The following is a 15,334-nucleotide window of genomic DNA, read 5'->3' on the forward strand; positions in this document are numbered from 1 at the left end:
GGGTAGGAGGGGCCGTACGGGGGCGTGGGGCCGAATCCGGGCTGCTGGTGCTGGTGTTGCTGCGGCTGGTACGGCTGCTGCGGGTAGCCGTAGGCGGCGGGAGGCTGCTGGGCGCCGAAGGGGCCGGCGTGCGACGGGTAGCCGTAGCCGGGTGCCGGCGCGGGCGTGTGTGCGGGCGTGGCCGCCGGGGGCACGGCGGTCGTGGCGGCCGTCGCGGGCGCCGGGGGAGTCGGGTCCGGTACGGGCGCCGCCTGCGCCGGGGCGATCGGGTAGTCCTCCGGGTCCTGCGGATCCTCCGAGTCCAGCAACTCGACCGCGTGGCGGCCGAGCTGGGCTATGAGGGCGCCGGGGAGCCAGGGTTCCGCCGTGTCGCCGTCGGCCAGGCGCTCCAGGAGCTCGTCCGTCGTCGGGCGGGCGGCCGGGTCCTTCCGCAGGCAGTCGCTGATCAACTCCACGAGGCCCACGGGGACACCGGTCAGGTCCGGGTCCTCCTGCGCGATCCGGAACATCTGCGCGTGCGCACCGCTGTCGGACGTCCCGAACGGAAGCCGGCCGGTCGAGGCGTACGCCAGTACCGAGCCGAGGCAGAACACGTCGCACGCCGGGGTGACCCGCTCGCCCCGTACCTGCTCGGGCGACATGAAGCCGGGCGAACCGACCAGGGCCCCGGTGCGGGTGACGCCGCCGTCGGAGACCGTGTGCAGCGCCCGCGCGATGCCGAAGTCGATGACGCGCGGCCCGTCGATCGTCAGCAGGATGTTGGAGGGTTTGAGGTCGCGGTGGACGAGCCCGGCGGCGTGGATCGCCTGGAGGGCGTGGGTGAGACCGGAGCCCAGGATGTGGACCGAACGCTCGGGGAGGGGACCGTACGCCCCGGACGCCACCCCCACGGGGGTGCGCGGGCCGGTGACGGTGGCCTGGAGGGAGGGCCCGGCGACGTAACCGGTGGCGACCCAGGGCACGGCGGCCTCGGTGTCGGCGTCCAGCACGGGGGCGGTCCAGGCGGATCCGACCTGGCGGGCGGCCCGTACTTCGTGGCGGAAGCGGTCGCGGAACTCCTGCTGCTCGGCGAGTTCGCCCCGTACCAGCTTGATCGCTACGGTGCGGCCGCGGTCGGACCGGGCCAGGTAGACCTGGCCCATGCCGCCGGTGCCGACACGGCCCAGCAGCCGGTACGCGCCGATGGCACGCGGATCCTGTGGCGTCAGGCTCTGCATGGCGCTGAACGTCCTTCCCCGGGGTTCGAACTGAGCGATGCCTGGCGTGGCTCGCTCGATCATAGGGATCCACGCAGCATGCGGCGGGGCCGGTTGCGGGCTTCGGCCGGGAACGCGCGGCGGACCTGTCCCGGGAGGGCAGATCCGCCGGGCGGCGGGGGTGCGTCTACGTCTCGGCGACAGCGTCCATGGCGGCGGCCAGCTGATCCAGCACCCTTACGGTCTCGGCGAATTGTTCCTCGCCCAGCTCGGCGGCGAGCCGGGCGGCGAGCGCGGCGTGGCCGGGATCGATGCGCCGGACCGCGGCGCGTCCCTCGTCGGTGGGGCGCAGCAGTTTGGCGCGACGGTGGGCGGGGTTGGGTACGTACTCGGCGAGGCCCTTGCCGACCAGCAGGTCGGCTACGCGCTGCACGCCCTGCCGGGTCATGCCCATGACGCGGGCGATCCCGGAGACGGGCAGGTCCTCGCGGAGAACGGCCCCGAGGACCTGCCACCAGGAGGCGGTGAGCCCGGCGGGCCTGGCCAATTGCTCCGAGACGGAGAGGAATTGGCCACTGAGCCGGAAGACGCCGAGCGCGGTGCGGCTCAGCAGCTCCTTGTCGCTCGCGGGTTCCGGACCGGCGGGGGCCCGGTTCGCGGGGTCCTGGGCGGCGGGGTGCCGGTTCGCGGGTTCCCGGCTCATGAGCCGGCGTTCAGGATCTCGTAGGCGGCCAGGTCCGAGTCGTGGAACAGCCGGTACCAGGCGTCGAGCCTCTCGCCCTCGTACACCCCGAGCCGCGCGAAGACCTCGCGGGCGAACGCGACCGGTTCGGTCGGCCCGGCCGTGATGAGGTCGCCGTCCGTCACCGCGTCCGCGTCGACGTAGCGGTCGCCGCCCCCGTAGCCCGTGGCCGCGAGGTAGAAGGAGACCGCGCTCGTGTGTGCGCGGTCGTCGAGCAGGCCCTCGCGGGCCAGGCCCGCCGTCGCACCGCAGATCGCGGCGACCGGCACCCCGGCGTCCAGGAAGCCGCGCGCCGCACGGGCGAAGGGGGCGAGCGTGTCACCGGCGTCCCAGAGCCCGGCGCCGGGGAGCACCAGGAGCGCGCTGTCCTCGGGGCGCAGGTCCGCGAGCGGGAGGTCGGGCAGGACGCGCAGCCCGCCCATGGTGGTGACGGGGCCGGTGGTGGGGCCGACCGTCCGCACGGTGAAGCCGGCCTGCGCGAGATGGGCGGTGGTGTGCCCCGTCTCCCAGTCGGCGAGGGTGTCGTACACGGCCAGGTGAATGGTCCCGCGGGTGTCGGTCATGGCGCCTCCTCGGTGGAACTGTCCCGTCGGCCCCGCTCTTCGGCGACGGCCACGAGCGACCACCGAGAGCATGCCAACATGCTGTCAATATGGCAACATATTACCAATCGATTCCGGCAGGCCGAGCCGTGCGGCGAACCGCGCCGATCCGTGATTCGACGCCGTCCGCGACGACCCGACACCCTGCCCAGCGGAGCGCCCCATGCCATACAAGGTGGCCATGTCGGGCGGCTCCCGGCACGCCCTACGCTCGCCGCATGACCCCTCATGCCCCGCATGCCCCGCATGTCGACCCCGCTGCCGGCGCGGCCGTGAAGGCCGCCGACCGCGCGCACGTGTTCCACTCCTGGTCCGCCCAGGGCCTGATCGACCCGCTCGCCGTCGCCGGCGCCGAGGGGGCGTACTTCTGGGACTACGACGGCAACCGCTACCTGGACTTCACCAGCGGCCTCGTCTACACCAACATCGGCTACCAGCACCCCACCGTCGTCGCCGCGATCCAGGAGCAGGCCGGCAAACTCGCCACCTTCGCACCCGCGTTCGCGATCGAGGCGCGCTCCGAGGCCGCACGCCTCATCGCCGAGCGCACCCCCGGCGACCTGGACAAGATCTTCTTCACCAACGGCGGGGCCGAGGCCGTCGAGAACGCCGTCCGGATGGCCCGGCTGCACACCGGCCGTACGAAGGTGCTCTCCGCCTACCGCTCGTACCACGGCGCCACCTCCACCGCGATCAATCTGACCGGTGACCCGCGCCGCTGGCCGTCCGACAACGGCTCGGCGGGCGTCGTCCGCTTCTGGGCGCCGTTCCTCTACCGCTCGCCGTTCCACGCCGGGACCGAGGCCGAGGAGTGCGCCCGCGCACTCCAGCACCTGGAGGACACCCTCGCCTTCGAGGGCCCCGGCACGATCGCCGCGATCATCCTGGAGACCATCCCCGGCACCGCGGGCATCATGACGCCGCCGCCCGGCTACCTCGCGGGCGTCCGCGAGATCTGCGACCGGTACGGCATCGTCTTCGTCCTCGACGAGGTCATGGCCGGCTTCGGCCGCACCGGCAAGTGGTTCGCCGCCGACCACTTCGACGTGGTGCCGGACCTGATGACCTTCGCCAAGGGCGTCAACTCCGGTTACGTGCCGCTCGGCGGAGTCGCGATCTCCGCCGAGATCGCCGCGACCTTCGAGACCCGCGCCTACCCGGGCGGACTCACGTACTCCGGTCACCCGCTGGCCTGTGCCGCCGCCGTCGCCACCATCCACGTGATGGAGGACGAGAAGGTCATCGAGAACGCCGCGCACATCGGTGAGACGGTCCTCGGCCCCGGCCTGCGCGAGCTCGCCGAGCGCCACCCGTCGGTCGGCGAGGTCCGCGGCCTCGGCGCGTTCTGGGCGCTGGACCTGGTCCGCAACAAGGAGACCCGCGAGCCGCTGGTCCCGTACAACGCGACGGGCGAGGCCAACGCGCCGATGGCGGCCTTCGGCGCCGCGGCCAAGAAGAACGGCCTGTGGCCCTTCATCAACATGAACCGCACACACGCCGTCCCCGCCTGCAACATCACCGAGGCCGAGGCCAAGGAAGGCCTCGCGGCCCTCGACGCGGCGCTCTCGGTCGCGGACGAGCACACAGCGTGACCCGGATGCCGCGGGCCGCCTGACAGGCACCCGCGGTACGACGCCCCTCCCCCTGCCCGGATCCGGGCACAGCGGCCCTGGCTTAAGGTGACCGGAAGCGAAAAACGGGGAGGGGCGCCATGGGCGCGAGCGGAGCTGTGACCCGCAGTACGCTGCGGCAGCAGATCGCGGACGCGCTGCGTGACGAAGTGCTTGCCGGGCGTCTGCAACCGGGCCGGGAATTCACGGTCAAGCAGATCGCCGAACAGTACGGCGTATCGGCGACCCCGGTGCGCGAGGCGCTCTTCGACCTCTCCGCGCAGGGACTGCTGGAATCCGACCAGCACCGGGGCTTCCGGGTAAGGGAATTCACCGTCGCCGACTACCGGTCGCTGGTCGAGGCCCGCAGCCTGGTCATCGACGGAGTCGTCCGCGGCATCTTCTTCGGCCCCGCGCTCTCGACCGCGCAGCTGACGGGGTACCGCGACTGTCTGGTCCCCGTGCGCCGCAGGGCCCAGGAGGCCGCACGCGCGGCGCTCGGCGGCGACCTCGACATCCTCATCGGCTACGACCTGCGGTTCTGGCGCGAGCTGGGCACCCTGGTGGGCAACGCCTACATCAACGACTTCCTGCACCGACTGCGCGTCCAGGCCTGGGTGTTCGCGGTGCCGTACCTGCGCCACGACGCGCGGGCCCGGGACTGGCTCTGGCACGGCCATCCGGATCTGGTCGCGGCGGTCACCCTCGGCGACCACGACGCGGTGCGCACGGTGCTGGACGACTACAGCTCCCACGCGCTGAACTGGGCGGACCGGCTCGCGGCCGGCGAGATCGAACATCCGGGGCGCGGCGGACAGGAACCGGAGCCCGGAGCGCCGGGGGCGTAGCCCGCCCCGCCCCCTCTTCGGTACCGGCCACTGTGCGCAACGCGACCACCGCATTACGCTGTCCCGACCATCCCGAACGTTCCACACGTTCCATGCGCACCCAGGGGAGAGCGAGACTTCGTGGCCTGTGACCTGTGGCTGGTCCCCCTCGTCGATGTGCTGTGTCACAGCCCCGACAATCCGTTCGCCGAAGAAATTGCCGTCTACGACAAGGCGTTGGGCGAGGCCGGACTGCCGCCCGTGCCCGTGTACGCCTACATGCCGGGCCTGACGGGCGACGTCGCCCCGATCGCGGGCTTCGACTACGACGCCCTGCACTTCCTGCGCCGCGCCTTCCTGCTCCAGCTCAGCGGACTGGCCGTCACACCGGTCGGGGAACTGGGCGGGGACTACGAGCAGTTGCTGGAGATGTTCGAGGCGACGGCCCAGCAGTCCCACCTGGTCTGGCACTACGACCACGCCGGGGCGTACGTCCCGCTGGACTTCGCCGCCCCGCTCTCCAACGACGACCTGCTGGCAGGCGGCGGCCCGCTCGGCTCCTCGCACGGGCTGCTGCGGGAGCTGGAGTACGTCGCCCCGTCCATCGGCATCGACCCGGCGAACCCGCCGCCCGCACCGCTGCCGCCCGCCGCACCGACCTCCCTTGAGGAGCCGGCGGCGCCGATCCCGTACGACCACAGTCCGTTCGCCCGCGAGCGGCACGTCTGGCTGGGCCTGCACGCGGCGGCCACCCGCAGCCTCGCCCAGGGCTCAATGATCATCTTCAGCTGAGGCCCCGGGGCCGGCCCTTGCCCTGCCCGACCGACCGTGATCCGTTGTGATCCGCCACGGTCCGCCGCGATCCGCCGGGGAGATCGTGATCCGTCGTGATCCGCCGGGGTCATCGCGGCGGTCGTCGCGGGGTCATCGAGGCGACTCCGGCGGGCGCTGGCGCGGCATGTTCGGCCGGGTCATCGTCTGGAGCGGGAACCGCCCCGACAGCACCCCCTGATCCGAACGCCCGCTGTTCCCGGTGCCCGAGGACAGCGCCTGCATCCCCATCGGTGCGGGCCCGGCCCGGAACTCCACCATCCAGTCAGCGGTCTCGGTGCGCACCAGCTCCGTGACGTCCTCCGAGAACCGCCGCAGCACTCCCAGGCACCGCTCGGCCGCCTCGCTGGCCGTCCCCTCGGTCGGACCGAGCACCTCCCGTACGCACTCCGACGCCCAGTCGAACTGCAGCACCTGGAGGCGCCGCTGCACGGCCTGGGCGGTGGCGAGATTCCTTATCCAGCCGGAGGTGAGGCCGAAGTACCGGTCGCACGCCATGCACGAGGCGCCCAGCAGCAGCGACAGATAGCCCCAGCCCGCCGCCCCGGGCAGCGCCCCGGTCAGATCGAGCAACGGCAGCGCGGTGCCCGCGACCGTTCCGATCGCGGTGCCGATCCGTAGCACCCTGGCGCCGCGGCGCTTGCGCACCCGGTCGTTCATGTACCAGTCGGCGGTGCGCAGCGCGTCGGTCTCGACCCAGCGGTACAGCTCGTCGAGGCGGTCGGCGGGTTCGCCCCAGTCGCCGAGCGGGAACGGCGTACCGGTCAGGTCCCCGCCCCGGCCGCCCCCGCCCCGGGTATCCCGGCCGCGTGCGCCGGAGCCCGAACCGGAGGAACCGGCCGAGCCGGCCGGGCCGGGCTCGTTGCGGGGCGGCCCTTCGGGCTGCATCTCCGGCTGGCTCACCGGGTACTCCTCTGCATTCTGCGTAGCGATGCCTGAAACGGCGACGGGTTTCGACGGCGGGGTGCTCACTGCTCTCCGGAGTGGCCGACAGTCCCGCGTGGGTAACCTTGCGTGACGGCCGGTGCGCCTGTGTGACCTATGTGCACGCCCTTCCTACCGCCGAATGGTGGGCCGTGGAGTAGAAAACGCGGTATTCCCGGGTGCGCGGAGCCTGTGATCAGGTATAGGAGGCCGGCAAGGGCTGCCTGAAACTCACTCGAAAGAGTTGCGCACCAGTGGGTGGGGCGAGCTGCCCGGTGACCACGTAGGCTCGGCGTACCGAAACATTTTGTCGTCGAATTGCCAGGAGTGACCGTGATTCCCGGTGGTGGTCAGCCCAATATGCAGCAACTGCTGCAGCAGGCCCAGAAGATGCAGCAGGACCTCGCCGCGGCCCAGGAGGAACTGGCCAGGACCGAGGTCGAGGGTCAGGCGGGTGGCGGTCTCGTGAAGGCGACCGTGACCGGTTCCGGCGAGCTCCGCAATCTGGTGATCGATCCGAAGGCGGTCGACCCGGAGGACACCGAGACGCTCGCGGACCTCGTCGTCGCCGCGGTCCAGGCCGCGAACGAGAACGCGCAGCAGCTCCAGCAGCAGAAGCTGGGCCCGCTGGCCCAGGGCCTGGGCGGCATGCCCGGCCTCCCCTTCTGACCCGCTGAATCCTCCGGCTCGGCTCCCCCAGGACAGGAAAGGAAGGCGTTCCCGTTGTACGAAGGCGTGGTTCAGGACCTCATCGACGAGTTGGGCAGGCTGCCCGGCGTCGGTCCCAAGAGCGCGCAGCGGATCGCCTTCCACATCCTGCAGGCCGAGCCCACCGATGTGCGGCGCCTCGCCCACGCCCTCCTGGAGGTCAAGGACAAGGTCCGGTTCTGTTCGGTCTGCGGCAACGTCGCCCAGCAGGAGCAGTGCAACATCTGCCGGGACACGCGCCGCGACCCCTCGGTGATCTGTGTGGTCGAGGAGCCCAAGGACGTCGTCGCGATCGAGCGGACCCGTGAGTTCCGGGGCCGGTACCACGTGCTCGGCGGCGCGATCAGTCCGATCGAGGGCGTCGGCCCGGACGATCTGCGCATCCGTGAGCTGCTCGCCCGCCTCGCCGACGGTTCGATCACGGAACTGATCCTGGCGACCGACCCCAACCTGGAGGGCGAGGCCACCGCGACGTACCTGGCGCGGATGGTCAAGCCGATGGGCCTGCGGGTCACCAGACTGGCCAGCGGCCTGCCGGTCGGCGGCGACCTGGAGTACGCGGACGAGGTCACCCTGGGCCGCGCCTTCGAGGGGAGGCGTCTGCTCGATGTGTGATGCCGGCCTGACGCGGGGCGCCTGCCCGATGTGTGATGCCTTTACGACTTCCGATGTTCTTCCCGTGACCGTTTCGAGGACCGTTCCCGCGACTCACGGCGGCTTTACGTTCAGCGACGCTATGTTCTACTCACCGTTCGCGACCGTGCCCACGGGAGGTCCCCTCGATGTCTGACGCCACGCTGAACTCCGTCACGCAGGACCCGGACGACTTCGCCGTCCAGATCGCCGACCAGATCAAGACGTTCATCGTCGCGGTCACCGAGGTGTCCAAGGTCGAGGAGCCCGAGGAGGCCGTCCCCGTCCTGCTGCTCCAGGTCTCCCAGCTCCTGCTGGCGGGCGGCCGGCTCGGCGCGTACGAGGACATCGTCCCCGACGAGCGCTACGAGCCGGACCTGGGCGCGGAGCCGGACGCCGACGGGCTGCGCGAGCGGTTCGCCGCCCTGCTGGAGCCGATCGACGTCTACTCCGAGGTCTTCGACCCGTACGAGCCCCGCAAGGCCCCGGTCCCGGCCCGGATCTCCGACGACCTGGCCGACCTGGTCACCGACCTGCGCCACGGCCTGGCCCACTACGAGGAGGACCGCACCACCGAGGCCCTGTGGTGGTGGCAGTTCTCCTACTTCTCCAACTGGGGCTCCACCGCCTCCGCCACCCTGCGCGCCCTCCAGTCCCTGATCGCCCACATCCGGCTCAACCAGCCCCTCCAGGAGCTGGACGGCCTGGACACCGACACGGAAACCCTCGACGACGACCTCGCCGAGGAGGCCGGCCGGGTGATGGCCGAGGAGATCGCGGGCCCTCTGGGGCTGCGGCCGGTGCAGTAGCGCGGGCGGCTGCTCAGCCCCCGTCGCACCGCAGGTCGCCGTCGTGCATGAAGCCCAGCGGTGCGCCGTTGTCCGTGCGCGATACGCGCCACGGCTCGTCCGCGCCCTGGCGGGTGGCGTTCACCGGGATGCCCGGGTCCAGGTAGCCGACGATGTCGGACGGTGTCGGGACAGGGTTGGCTCCCGCGTAGATCGGGGCGTCGGCATGGGTGGCGAAGCAGGTGGTGCCCGCATGGGCGGGGGACGCGGTCAGGGGGAGCGCGGCGAGGGCCAGGAGCAGGGGCAGTGCGCGCAGCGGCTTGCGCATGGCGGGCCTCCGGTGGGCGGATGGTCGGGTTCCGGTTCACGCTAGAGGTGCGGGGCCGGTGAATCGTGGAGCCGGGCCGCCAGGTGTGTGGGCTGGGCCACATACGGCATGCGAGCCGGTTCGGCGGGCAGCACACCTGTACGAGCGGTCCGGAGCGACACGCCGATGATCACGTTCTGAGCGGGACATCTCACCATGTGGTATCAGCGGGTCGATTCCGGACTGCTCGTTAAACTGAGCCGACCGCAGTAATGGACTGAGCGAGGAGCGCACGTGGGCCTTGTCGTGCAGAAGTACGGAGGCTCCTCCGTAGCCGATGCCGAGGGCATCAAGCGCGTCGCCAAGCGAATCGTCGATGCCAAGAAGAACGGCAACCAGGTGGTTGTCGTGGTGTCAGCGATGGGCGACACGACGGACGAGTTGATCGATCTCGCCGAGCAGGTATCCCCGATCCCTGCCGGGCGTGAGTTCGACATGCTGCTGACCGCCGGAGAGCGGATCTCCATGGCCCTGCTGGCGATGGCGATCAAAAACCTGGGCCACGAGGCCCAGTCGTTCACCGGTAGCCAGGCAGGCGTCATCACCGACTCGGTCCACAACAAAGCGCGCATCATCGATGTGACGCCGGGCCGTATCCGTACGGCGCTGGACGAGGGGAACATCGCGATCGTCGCGGGGTTCCAGGGTGTGTCCCAGGACAAGAAGGACATCACCACCCTCGGCCGCGGCGGGTCCGACACCACCGCCGTCGCGCTCGCGGCCGCGCTGGACGCCGAGGTCTGTGAGATCTACACCGATGTGGACGGTGTCTTCACCGCCGACCCGCGGGTCGTGAAGAAGGCCCGGAAGATCGACTGGATCTCCTTCGAGGACATGCTGGAGCTGGCCGCGTCCGGCTCCAAGGTGCTGCTGCACCGGTGCGTGGAGTACGCACGCCGCTACAACATTCCGATCCACGTCCGCTCGTCCTTCTCCGGACTGCGCGGAACCTGGGTCAGCAACGAGCCGCAAGGGGACCAGAAGGTGGAGCACGCGATCATCTCCGGAGTCGCCCATGACGTCTCCGAGGCCAAGATCACCGTCGTCGGCGTTCCCGACAAGCCGGGCGAGGCCGCCGCGATCTTCCGCACCATCGCGAACGCGGAGATCAACATCGACATGGTGGTGCAGAACGTCTCCGCCGCGTCGACCGGTCTGACCGACATCTCGTTCACGCTGCCGAAGGCCGAGGGCCGCAAGGCCATCGACGCCCTGGAGCGCAACCGCGGCACCATCGGCTTCGAGTCGCTGCGCTACGACGACCAGATCGCGAAGATCTCCCTGGTCGGCGCCGGCATGAAGACCAACCCGGGTGTCACGGCGGGCTTCTTCGAGGCGCTGTCGGACGCCGGTGTGAACATCGAGCTGATCTCGACGTCCGAGATCCGCATCTCGGTGGTCACCCGCGCCGACGACGTCATCGAGGCCGTGCGCGCCGTGCACACCGCCTTCGGTCTCGACAGCGACTCCGACGAGGCCGTCGTCTACGGGGGCACCGGCCGATGACCGCGCGCCGCCCTTCGCTCGCGGTCGTCGGAGCGACCGGGGCGATCGGCGGTGTCATGCTCCAGATCCTTTCGCAGCACGCGGATGTCTGGGGCGAGGTGAAGCTGATCGCCTCGCCGCGCTCGGCCGGCCGCAAGCTGGTCGTGCGCGGCGAGGAGAGCGAGGTCCTCCAGCTCACCGAGGACGTCTTCGACGACGTCGACGTGGCGCTGTTCCTGGTGCCCGACGAGGTGTCCGCGCAGTGGGCGCCGATCGCCGCGGCCAAGGGCGCGGTCGTCATCGACGACTCCGCCGCGTTCCGGCTGGACGCGGACGTGCCACTGGTCGTGCCCGAGATCAATCCGCACGCCGTACGGATCAGGCCACGCGGCATCGTCGCGAGTCCCAACTGCACGACGCTCGCGCTGATCGTCGCGGTCGGGGCACTGCACGCCGAGTTCGGCGTGCGGGAGCTGGTCGTCTCCTCCTACCAGGCGGTGAGCGGGGTGGGCCGGGACGGCGTCGCGGCGCTCCGCGAACAGCTGTCGCTGGTCGCCGGTACGGAACTGGGCACGAAGCCGGGAGACGTACGCAGGGCCCTGGGGGACACCGAGGGCAGCCCCTTCGCCGCCCCGGTCGCCCTCAACGTGGTGCCCTGGGCAGGCACCGACGCCGGGGACGGCTGGTCCTCCGAGGAACTGGCGATCCGCGAGGAGTGCCGCAAGGTTCTGGACCTGCCGGGCCTGCGGGTCGCGGCGACCTGTGTGTACGTACCCGTCATCGCGACGCACTCGATGTCCGTTCATGCCCGGTTCGAGAACGAGATCGAGGTCGACCGGGCCCACGAGATCCTGGCGACGGCACCGGGCGTGGTGCTCTACGACAGCCCGGCGGCGGGAGACTTTCCGACGCCGTCCGACGTCGTGGGCACCGATCCGACCTGGGTGGGACGAGTGCGCAGGTCACTGGACGATCCCCGAGGTCTGGAGCTCTTCGTCTGCGGCGACAATCTCCGTAAGGGGGCGGCGCTGAACGTGGCGCAGATCGCCGAATCGGTGGCCGCCGAGTTCCCAAGGTCCTGATCGAACCCGAATTGTCCTCTCTGTGAACGTCCTGTGAGTAAGTTGAAGGTCTCAACCTCTTGAGATGGGGTGTCGGGGTATCCGACGATGACTTTCGGCCTGCTGCAACCGCCGACCGGGGACTACGCGTCTATGCGGTCACCTCTGGCGCGGCGGGGCGAAAAATTCGGGGCATTCAGGGTGTTCGGGGAAGTGCAGGTACGTATGAGGGCATGTCGCACGACGGCGAACGCGGTGCCGCGCGCGTACAACCCTGATGGGGGGGAACGTGTCCAACTGGCGTGGCAGAGGTTCTCGATATCACGGTGGTGGGCCCCTTGCGCGGCGCTTCGGTGCGTCCGCTCCGACGGCCCCGCGCACCCGGCGGTATGCCGGTGATTGCGCCCATGCCCGCTGCGCGCCCCGCACGGCTGCCCGCGCAACGCGAGGGCGCTGAGGAGGCCGTGGCTGCCGGAACCACGGTCGACCATCTCACCGAGACCTATCGGGCCCACTACCGCTCGCTGCTCGGGCTCGCGGCCCTGCTCCTGGACGACACCGCCTCCTGCGAGGACGTGGTGCAGGAGGCGTTCATCCGGGTGCACTCGGCGCGCAACCGGGTGCGTGACCCGGAGAAGACGCTCGCGTATCTGCGCCAGACCGTCGTCAACCTCTCGCGCTCCGCGCTGCGCCGCCGCATCCTCGGCCTGAAGCTGCTCTCCAAGCCCATGCCGGACATGGCGAGCGCGGAGGAGGGCGCGTACGACCAGCTGGAGCGGGACGCGCTGATCAAGGCGATGCGGGGGCTGCAACGGCGCCAGCGGGAGGTGCTGGTGCTGCGTTACTTCGCGGACATGACGGAGGTCCAGGTGGCCGAGACGCTCGGGATATCCCTGGGCTCGGTCAAGGCCTACGGCTCCCGCGGGATCGCGGCGCTGCGCGTCGTGATGGAGGCACAGGGATGAGCCGGCGCGAGCACGAGAACGGCCCCGAGGGCGCGAACGGTCCCGAGCGTGAGAAGGGCCCCGAGGGCGCGAACGGTCCCGAGCGTGAGAAGGGCCCCGAGCGTGGGAACGGCCCCGGGGGCGAGAACGGTCCCGAACGGGAGCATCGGCGTGAGCGTCGGAATGACCGGACTGGAAACGGAATTGTGAACCACGACCCTGGAACGGCTGGGGCGGCTGGGGCCGACGGGACCGACGGGGCCGACAGGGCCGGTGGCCCTGGCGGGGCTGATGGGGTCGGCGGGGCTTTTGAGACCGGCCGGGCTTCCGAGGCCGGCCGGGCTTCCGAGACCGACGAGACTGCCGGGCTCGGCAGTCTGAGCAGCCTCTTCGGCGCGGGGACCGGGCGGGACGGCGGTCCGGGTACCGGCCCGGGTGCCGGTGACGGCGCGGATTTCGACGAGGTCGCATTGCGCCGCATGCTGCAGGGCGCCGTCCGGAACATCGAGCCCGGCGACGGCACGCTCGATCATCTCCAGCGCGCGGTTCCCGCCCGGCGCGCCAAGCGACGCCAGGCCGTCGTGGGACTGGCGGCCGCGGCACTGCTCATCGGCACCGCGGTCCCCGCCTTCGTCCATGTCGCGAACTCCGACGGTTCGGACACCGCCAACCCCGCGATAGCCGGGCACGGTGAGCAGGCACAGGGCGGCAGCGGAACCGACACCGACTCGCAGTCCGGCGGGAAGAACAGCAGCGGCAACACCGATGGGCAGGCCGACGGCGGCCGGAACCATCCCACCAGCACGAGCAGCCCCTCCGACAGCCGTGGCCAGGGTTCCGACGGCAACCTGTCCGGCGGGGTCGCCGACCCGTCCGGCTCGGCGGTGGTCGCGATGCGGACCTGCGACCCGGGACAGCTCGGCGTCGCCTCGGCCGAGACCGGTGCGGCCGGTGCCGACGGCACGGTCTACGGCACCTTCCGGATCTCCAACGTCTCCGGCACGGACTGCTCGGTGAGCAGCGGCGGCAGCGTGGGCTTCCAGGCGATCGGCGCGGCCGACCCGGCCCGGATCGCGGTCGTCCAGCACACCGCGGGCGATGCGGCGGCCGGACTGCCCGACCCCTCGCAGGAGCAGGGGACGGTGCTGCTGAAGCCTTCGATGTCGTACGAGGTGAAGTTCGCCTGGGTGCCGAAGGACACCTGCCCGACCGTCGGCGGCTCGCCGAGCCCGACGCCGACCGACGACACGGGCGGTGCGAGCGGCGCTGCGGCGGCCGGTGCCGGTACGGGGAGCAGCGACGGGACGTCGGAGACGGACACGCAGTTCGGCAGCGAGGACGGCGGCAGTACGCAGGACGGCAGCGTCGCGGTGATGCACACGCCGGAGCCCGGGGCGCCGGTCGCCGAGACGAAGATCTCCAACGCCTGCTCGGGCACGATCTACCGGACCGGGGTGCTGGCCCCCGCGACGTGACGCGGCAGCGGGGCGGGGCGAGGCAGCAGGGCGGGGCGGGACGAGACGCGACGGACCGAGACATGACGTGAGGGGCTCGCCGGATCGATCACCGATCCGGCGGGCCCCTCACTGTGCCCCTGTCGCCCCTGTCGCCCCTGTCGCCCCTGTCGCCCGTGTCGCTCGTGTCGCCGTGTCGTCGCCTCGTCCGCGACTCAGGCGGCGCCGGTACCCGCGCCCGTGCCCGTACTCACAGCGTCCTTGCCGGGCTCCGTCTCAGGAGCGGCTGCCGCTTCCTCCACCAGGCCCAGTTGCAGGTCGCGCGCCGCCTCGGCCTCGCGGCGGACCAGCCGGAACCACATGAAGAGCACGAACCCGGCGAAGACGAACCACTCGCCGGTGTAGCCGAGGTTCTGGAACGCCTTCAGGTCGAGTCCGGTGCCCTGCGCCGCGGCGGCCGGTACGGGACGCAGCTCGCCGGCCTGTGCGTCCTGGAGCGTCACCCATGCGTCGTAGACGTCGTACGGGACGAGGTTGATCAGCGACGCGGCGCTGATCATGCCCAACTGGCCGTCGGGGAGCCCGCCCTTCGTCTCGACGCCCGTGGTGCCCGCGTTCTCGGACGCCTGCAGGTCGCCGGTCACCGTGACCTTGCCGGTCGGCGCGGCGGGCACGGGTGTCCGGCCGGGCTTGCCGGGCAGCCAGCCGCGCACCACCGGCAGGGCCTTGCCGCTGTCCGTACGGAGCATGTCCAGGACGTAGAAGCCGCTCCTGTCGTCCAACTTCCGTCCGGGCACCAGGAACTGATCGGCGTACCGGCCGGTGGCGATGGCGGGGCGGCCGGAGGTCACCGTGTCGACGGGCAGCAGCTCGTCGATCGGCTTGGCGGGCCGGGTGCCGGGGGCGGGCTGCTTCTCGGCGGCGTCGTGCGTCTGCACGCGGTCCTCGAAGCGGCCGAGCTGCCAGGTGCCCATGAACACGCAGAACGGGATGGCCAGCACGACGAAGAGGTTGATCCCCCACCATCGCGGGGTCAGCAGGAACCGGTACACCCCTCCACGGTACGGTCCCCGCTCCGGCCGCCCGGAGCGGGGTGCCGACTGACGACCGTGCTCCCCGCCCCGCCGCGCCGCGCCGGTCCGCGACTTGCCCCGTCCCCGAC

16 protein-coding genes are annotated in these 15,334 nt (G+C 71.3%); 10 read left to right on the plus strand and 6 right to left on the minus strand.

All coding sequences use genetic code 11. The features are described from left to right. From AADR41_RS37390 to AADR41_RS37400, 3 genes are all read right to left on the minus strand, one after another. Nucleotides 1-1,217, minus strand: a 1,217-nt coding sequence (locus AADR41_RS37390; protein ID WP_342286547.1) for a serine/threonine-protein kinase, incomplete at its 3' end; no start/stop codon positions are given. 166 nt (nucleotides 1,218-1,383) lie between these two features. Then, complete coding sequence (locus AADR41_RS37395) at nucleotides 1,384-1,899, minus strand: MarR family winged helix-turn-helix transcriptional regulator (RefSeq protein WP_342286548.1); 516 nt, start codon at nucleotides 1,897-1,899, stop codon at nucleotides 1,384-1,386. After that, the gene (locus tag AADR41_RS37400) at nucleotides 1,896-2,501 is read right to left on the minus strand and encodes a DJ-1/PfpI family protein (RefSeq protein ID WP_266914999.1); all 606 of its coding nucleotides are present in this window, start codon (nucleotides 2,499-2,501) and stop codon (nucleotides 1,896-1,898) included. Before AADR41_RS37400 ends, AADR41_RS37395 begins: the two co-directional genes overlap by 4 nt. Before the next feature lie 257 nt (nucleotides 2,502-2,758). On the opposite strand from AADR41_RS37400, the gene AADR41_RS37405 reads away from it, so the two are divergent. The 3 genes from AADR41_RS37405 (at nucleotide 2,759) to AADR41_RS37415 (ending at nucleotide 5,769) form a co-directional block, all read left to right on the plus strand. Next, nucleotides 2,759-4,132 (plus strand): aspartate aminotransferase family protein, encoded by a 1,374-nt coding sequence (locus AADR41_RS37405; RefSeq protein ID WP_342286549.1) that lies wholly within the window; start codon nucleotides 2,759-2,761, stop codon nucleotides 4,130-4,132. A gap of 119 nt (nucleotides 4,133-4,251) precedes the next feature. Further along, nucleotides 4,252-4,998 (plus strand): GntR family transcriptional regulator, encoded by a 747-nt coding sequence (locus tag AADR41_RS37410; RefSeq protein WP_342286550.1) that lies wholly within the window; start codon nucleotides 4,252-4,254, stop codon nucleotides 4,996-4,998. Between the two features lie 120 nt (nucleotides 4,999-5,118). Further along, a complete protein-coding gene (locus AADR41_RS37415) occupies nucleotides 5,119-5,769 on the plus strand; it encodes a hypothetical protein (RefSeq protein ID WP_342286551.1) in 651 nt (216 codons plus the stop codon). Between the two features lie 132 nt (nucleotides 5,770-5,901). On the opposite strand, the gene AADR41_RS37420 is transcribed toward AADR41_RS37415, so the two are convergent. Beyond that, a complete protein-coding gene (locus AADR41_RS37420; RefSeq protein ID WP_446751178.1) occupies nucleotides 5,902-6,696 on the minus strand; it encodes an SLATT domain-containing protein in 795 nt (264 codons plus the stop codon). A 369-nt stretch (nucleotides 6,697-7,065) separates the two neighbouring features. Between AADR41_RS37420 and AADR41_RS37425 the strand changes: the two genes are divergently transcribed. The 3 genes from AADR41_RS37425 (at nucleotide 7,066) to AADR41_RS37435 (ending at nucleotide 8,882) form a co-directional block, all read left to right on the plus strand. After that, nucleotides 7,066-7,401 (plus strand): YbaB/EbfC family nucleoid-associated protein, encoded by a 336-nt coding sequence (locus AADR41_RS37425; RefSeq protein ID WP_072487886.1) that lies wholly within the window; start codon nucleotides 7,066-7,068, stop codon nucleotides 7,399-7,401. A 54-nt stretch (nucleotides 7,402-7,455) separates the two neighbouring features. Then, nucleotides 7,456-8,055 carry a recombination mediator RecR gene (recR, locus tag AADR41_RS37430; protein WP_124719582.1) on the plus strand — a complete coding sequence of 200 codons (600 nt, stop codon included), beginning with the start codon at nucleotides 7,456-7,458 and terminating at the stop codon, nucleotides 8,053-8,055. A 167-nt stretch (nucleotides 8,056-8,222) separates the two neighbouring features. Continuing rightward, the gene (locus AADR41_RS37435; protein ID WP_266731732.1) at nucleotides 8,223-8,882 is read left to right on the plus strand and encodes a DUF5063 domain-containing protein; all 660 of its coding nucleotides are present in this window, start codon (nucleotides 8,223-8,225) and stop codon (nucleotides 8,880-8,882) included. A gap of 13 nt (nucleotides 8,883-8,895) precedes the next feature. On the opposite strand, the gene AADR41_RS37440 is transcribed toward AADR41_RS37435, so the two are convergent. Next, nucleotides 8,896-9,189, minus strand: a complete 294-nt coding sequence (locus AADR41_RS37440) for a hypothetical protein (protein ID WP_342286554.1) — start codon at nucleotides 9,187-9,189, stop codon at nucleotides 8,896-8,898. 273 nt (nucleotides 9,190-9,462) lie between these two features. On the opposite strand from AADR41_RS37440, the gene AADR41_RS37445 reads away from it, so the two are divergent. The 4 genes from AADR41_RS37445 to AADR41_RS37460 all read left to right on the plus strand — a co-directional run bounded on the left by AADR41_RS37445 (nucleotide 9,463) and on the right by AADR41_RS37460 (nucleotide 14,193). After that, nucleotides 9,463-10,734 carry an aspartate kinase gene (locus AADR41_RS37445; RefSeq protein WP_266915004.1) on the plus strand — a complete coding sequence of 424 codons (1,272 nt, stop codon included), beginning with the start codon at nucleotides 9,463-9,465 and terminating at the stop codon, nucleotides 10,732-10,734. Beyond that, the gene (locus AADR41_RS37450; RefSeq protein WP_342286555.1) at nucleotides 10,731-11,795 is read left to right on the plus strand and encodes an aspartate-semialdehyde dehydrogenase; all 1,065 of its coding nucleotides are present in this window, start codon (nucleotides 10,731-10,733) and stop codon (nucleotides 11,793-11,795) included. The genes AADR41_RS37445 and AADR41_RS37450 overlap by 4 nt, the downstream gene beginning before the upstream one ends. A 368-nt stretch (nucleotides 11,796-12,163) precedes the next feature. Continuing rightward, entirely contained in the window at nucleotides 12,164-12,739 is a 576-nt protein-coding gene (locus tag AADR41_RS37455) for a SigE family RNA polymerase sigma factor (RefSeq protein ID WP_342286556.1), read from the plus strand. Nucleotides 12,740-12,924: 185 nt separating this feature from the next. Further along, complete coding sequence (locus tag AADR41_RS37460; protein WP_446751177.1) at nucleotides 12,925-14,193, plus strand: hypothetical protein; 1,269 nt, start codon at nucleotides 12,925-12,927, stop codon at nucleotides 14,191-14,193. 194 nt (nucleotides 14,194-14,387) lie between these two features. On the opposite strand, the gene AADR41_RS37465 is transcribed toward AADR41_RS37460, so the two are convergent. Continuing rightward, nucleotides 14,388-15,224, minus strand: coding sequence for an SURF1 family protein (locus tag AADR41_RS37465; RefSeq protein ID WP_342286560.1), 837 nt, complete (start codon nucleotides 15,222-15,224; stop codon nucleotides 14,388-14,390). Nucleotides 15,225-15,334: the final 110 nt, after the last annotated feature.

The organism is Streptomyces sp. CLV115 (genome assembly GCF_038448545.1).
GTDB lineage: Bacteria > Actinomycetota > Actinomycetes > Streptomycetales > Streptomycetaceae > Streptomyces > Streptomyces sanglieri.

Bases quoted from the DNA above. Each gene is read 5' to 3' on its own strand.
- AADR41_RS37435 (WP_266731732.1), top strand. From the start codon at position 8,223: ATGTCTGACGCCACGCTGAACTCCGTCACGCAGGACCCGGACGACTTC.
- AADR41_RS37455 (WP_342286556.1), top strand. From the start codon at position 12,164: ATGCCGGTGATTGCGCCCATGCCCGCTGCGCGCCCCGCACGGCTGCCC.
- AADR41_RS37440 (WP_342286554.1), bottom strand. From the start codon at position 9,189: ATGCGCAAGCCGCTGCGCGCACTGCCCCTGCTCCTGGCCCTCGCCGCG.
- AADR41_RS37450 (WP_342286555.1), top strand. From the start codon at position 10,731: ATGACCGCGCGCCGCCCTTCGCTCGCGGTCGTCGGAGCGACCGGGGCG.
- AADR41_RS37400 (WP_266914999.1), bottom strand. From the start codon at position 2,501: ATGACCGACACCCGCGGGACCATTCACCTGGCCGTGTACGACACCCTC.
- AADR41_RS37395 (WP_342286548.1), bottom strand. From the start codon at position 1,899: ATGAGCCGGGAACCCGCGAACCGGCACCCCGCCGCCCAGGACCCCGCG.
- AADR41_RS37410 (WP_342286550.1), top strand. From the start codon at position 4,252: ATGGGCGCGAGCGGAGCTGTGACCCGCAGTACGCTGCGGCAGCAGATC.
- AADR41_RS37420 (WP_446751178.1), bottom strand. From the start codon at position 6,696: ATGCAGCCCGAAGGGCCGCCCCGCAACGAGCCCGGCCCGGCCGGCTCG.
- AADR41_RS37405 (WP_342286549.1), top strand. From the start codon at position 2,759: ATGACCCCTCATGCCCCGCATGCCCCGCATGTCGACCCCGCTGCCGGC.